General features: G+C 57.3%; 4 protein-coding genes. 1 reads left to right on the top strand and 3 read right to left on the bottom strand.

Features of this window, described 5'->3' with window-relative positions; genetic code table 11:
• Window positions 1–246 (bottom strand): DUF554 family protein (locus ACWI8T_RS09100; protein WP_449138706.1); only part of this gene is annotated, 246 nt, incomplete at its 3' end.
• A 738-nt stretch (window positions 247–984) separates the two neighbouring features.
• Between ACWI8T_RS09100 and ACWI8T_RS09105 the strand changes: the two genes are divergently transcribed.
• Window positions 985–1845 carry a Rossmann-like domain-containing protein gene (locus ACWI8T_RS09105; RefSeq protein WP_449138707.1) on the top strand — a complete coding sequence of 287 codons (861 nt, stop codon included), beginning with the start codon at window positions 985–987 and terminating at the stop codon, window positions 1843–1845.
• Between the two features lie 294 nt (window positions 1846–2139).
• Here the strand turns inward: ACWI8T_RS09105 and ACWI8T_RS09110 are convergent, their stop codons facing one another.
• Complete coding sequence (locus ACWI8T_RS09110; protein WP_449138708.1) at window positions 2140–2829, bottom strand: class I SAM-dependent methyltransferase; 690 nt, start codon at window positions 2827–2829, stop codon at window positions 2140–2142.
• Between the two features lie 8 nt (window positions 2830–2837).
• Window positions 2838–3257, bottom strand: a 420-nt coding sequence (locus ACWI8T_RS09115; protein WP_449138709.1) for an ABC transporter ATP-binding protein, incomplete at its 5' end; no start/stop codon positions are given.

Genomic DNA, 3257 nt, shown 5'->3' on the forward strand with positions numbered 1-3257 from the left:
GGTCCAGCGATTCACGTGGCCGTCGATGTCGCTCGCTTCGCCGATTGCCACGCCGATAACCGTTGCGACAATGAGGAGCAAGATGTTTTGCTCGACGATGGTCCCCTGAATGCCAATGACGATCGTACACAAGCCGAGCGCTTTCATGACAGCGTCGGTGATGGCGTCGGGAAGTCCGCGACGCAAGAGCAGACCAATAGTGGTGCCTGCGATAATGGCGATGGTGTTAACGAGGACTGCCCACACGGAAGGCTCCTTTGTCGCGACGGTCGAGCCGCTGGCAAAAAGCCGCGGCGCGTTTGGGCGGTATGCCCACATCGCTCGCGAACCGCCTATCCCTCACGTGCGCATGCGCGCCAAGCGCGCTTCCGTATCTGGTTGTGCCAGAACTGACAAGGAAGAATTATATCGCCGCAACGCCTCTTGAAAGCTTGCTCTCGCTAAGATTGAGAGAAATATACGTTTGTGTGAAGTAGCCGCGCGTCGGGCGCGTTCTTGGATGACGTTGGTCGTTGCCTCCCAACGGCGCGTTTTCAAGATAGAGCGCTGGTTTGACGTGAAAGAAGGGCGACTTCATAGTGGGTGATCTGGGAGAACAAAATCAAATGTCTGCAATTGCATATTTATGGACAATTGAGATTGAAAAGCATGGGGCTGGCCGGTTTCGAGATAAGAATGAATCGTCTTGCACGTCTCGCATGAAAAGAGCGATCAGCCTTGCATAGAGCCTTGCCTGGGAAAGAGCGATCATGGCCTCACACGGGAAAGAGCGATCAGCCTTATACGGGAAACGATCGGTCTTACGCAAGAAAACAATCTGCCTTGCCCGAGAATAAAAATTATCCTGAAATACGAATAAATCGCCATGAGCGCTCTATAATGAAACGTGACATACATCCATGTTCGACGCGTTGCCGACCTGGGGCGCTGTGGAGCATACGACCTGCGCTGTTCGGCATTCCGAACCGCGGAATGGAGGCCGACATGGCTTGTCCTACAAGCATTCGCACTGTCGAAAACGCGGGAGAACGCATCATCGCTCTGCCTGAAACCCACGGCCGGGATACTCCGTGGAAGTTTTACAACCACCTGATTGGTAAAATGCCCGACAACATTTATGTGCGCGACTATTGCTTGGGCATGCATTGGAGCTACATGGAGGCCGATTGTGGCATGGGCGTAAGCTTCACCTGCAAAGGCGGCGGCAGGCGCACGCACAATTTTGACCTGCGCGGATTGCGCCTGAAAGACGTCGCCGAGTTGTCCAAGTCTTGGAATTTCGAGGAGGCCAGCCTGGGCGTCGCCGCGCTCAACGCGTGGTATGCGCGGCCCGAATTGCTCGATCCTTTGGGGGCTCACTACGATGAGCCGATTGAGCTGCCTGACGGCACCACGCGCAAAATCGATGCATTCGAGATGTATCGTCCCCGCATCAGTGCGCAGAAAGATGCACGCGTCACGGTGGTGGGCCACTTCCCCAACGTGGCCAAAATCGGTGAATATGCCCAGCTTACAGTGCTCGAGCGTAATTGCACGAGCCCAATCGACACGCCCGACCCCGCATGCGAGTACGTGCTGCCCGCCTCAGATTATGCTTTCATCACGGGCGTGACCATAATTAATAAAACCGCGCCGCGTCTGCTTGAGCTTACGAAGAATGGTACGACCATATTTGTGGGGCCGTCAGTGGTTATGTCGCCGTTCCTGTTCGATTGGGGTGTGGAAATGCTGGCAGGAAGTGTTGTCGGCGACCCCGAAAAGGTGCGATTCGCGGTGAAAGCCGGCTCAGGCAGGCTTTTCGGCGAAGCTTTGCAAATGTGCACGGTTACGCGCCCAAAGGAATAGGCGGAAGATACATCGGCGGAAAAGAGCTTTGGTCGAAGGTATATAAGGCTCAGCGCAAAAAAATGACGAGGGTGCTCCGGCGGTATCTTGCGAGGTGGCGCGCGGACGCGTCATTGCGGAATGCATTACCGAAATGGGCTGCGACGTTGAAATACCGCAGCCCATTTTGCTCGCGGCGCTAACTTCGCTTGCAAGCTCGCCGTTTTTCGGCGCAACGAGCGAATGGCGGCTCCGAGCGCCCGCGTAGCCAAGCAGGCGCTCGGCGGCCTTATCCGCGGTTTCTGCCCGTCCTGCTTATTCGGCTGGTTTTTCGAGCATGAACCAGCGGCCTTCCTCGTCGTTGGCGATAACGATGCAGTTCACGCCCATTTCTTGGAAAAGCGCCACGTAATCCTCGGTTTTGAGGGCTTTCGATTTCGATGAATCGAACATGCTCGGGCCCTCTCCCCCGTTTTGAGCACGAATTTCGGCCATTTTCGCTGCGATAGAGCGACGCAACTTAGATGACCCCATGCCGCCGCCAACATAGGCGACTCCGCCCGGGGCCAACAGGCTGTACAGGTTCTTGAAAGCTGCTGGCTGGTCGTCCCAAAATGGCATGCTGCCGCGGGAGACAATCAAGTCGAAGGGCCCATCGATTCGTTCAGCCAGGTCAGGTGCACAAATATCACTGCAACATAGCGAAAGCGTGGCTGGCGCGCACGACTCCCCCGCCAACTCGTTGCGCACGCGGGCATTGGCGAGTTCCAGCGCTTTTGCGTTTTCGTCGAGCAGCGTCAGATGGCTGAAGGCGCCCTCGCGCAGCACGGAAATTGCCAGGTGCCCGCCGCCGCATCCGACGTCGAGCAGACGTCCCTCGCGCTTCTTTGCGCGCTCGGCGATAGTACGGGCGATCACGGGGTAGACGGGCGCGAACAGCTGCTCGGCGATGGCGTCGTATTCAACGGGGTTGTGGGGCATGTTGATTCCTTTCGTTTTGGGCATTGCACCGCCTATAAAGGAACGCAGACGGTGGTTTCGGCGCCGTTGCGCAAGTCGACGTCGATTACGTCAAGCGGCGTGCGGTAGATATCTTCGAGGCGCTCCCTCGTCATCACGTCATGCGGCGCTCCCGTGGCGATCATGCGGCCTTCTTGCATCACGAACACGCGGTCGGCGCAGAAAAATGCGTGGTGCGGGTCGTGCGTGACCATGAGCACGCTCACGCCCGACTTGGTGAGCTCGCGCATGCGCGAAAGCACGATTTGCTGGTTGCCGAAATCGAGGCTCGCGGTGGGCTCATCCATGATGATGAGCTTTGGCTGCTGGGCTAGGCAGCGCGCGATCAAAATGAGTTGGCGCTGGCCGCCGGAAAGCTTCGTGTAGGTGCGTTGCGCCAAGTCTTCGATGCCGAGCAGGCGCATGGCCTTCCA

The organism is Slackia sp., assembly GCF_977041755.1.

Coding starts and splice junctions, on each gene's coding strand:
- ACWI8T_RS09105 (WP_449138707.1), top strand. CDS start 985: ATGGCTTGTCCTACAAGCATTCGCACTGTCGAAAACGCGGGAGAACGC.
- ACWI8T_RS09110 (WP_449138708.1), bottom strand. CDS start 2,829: ATGCCCAAAACGAAAGGAATCAACATGCCCCACAACCCCGTTGAATAC.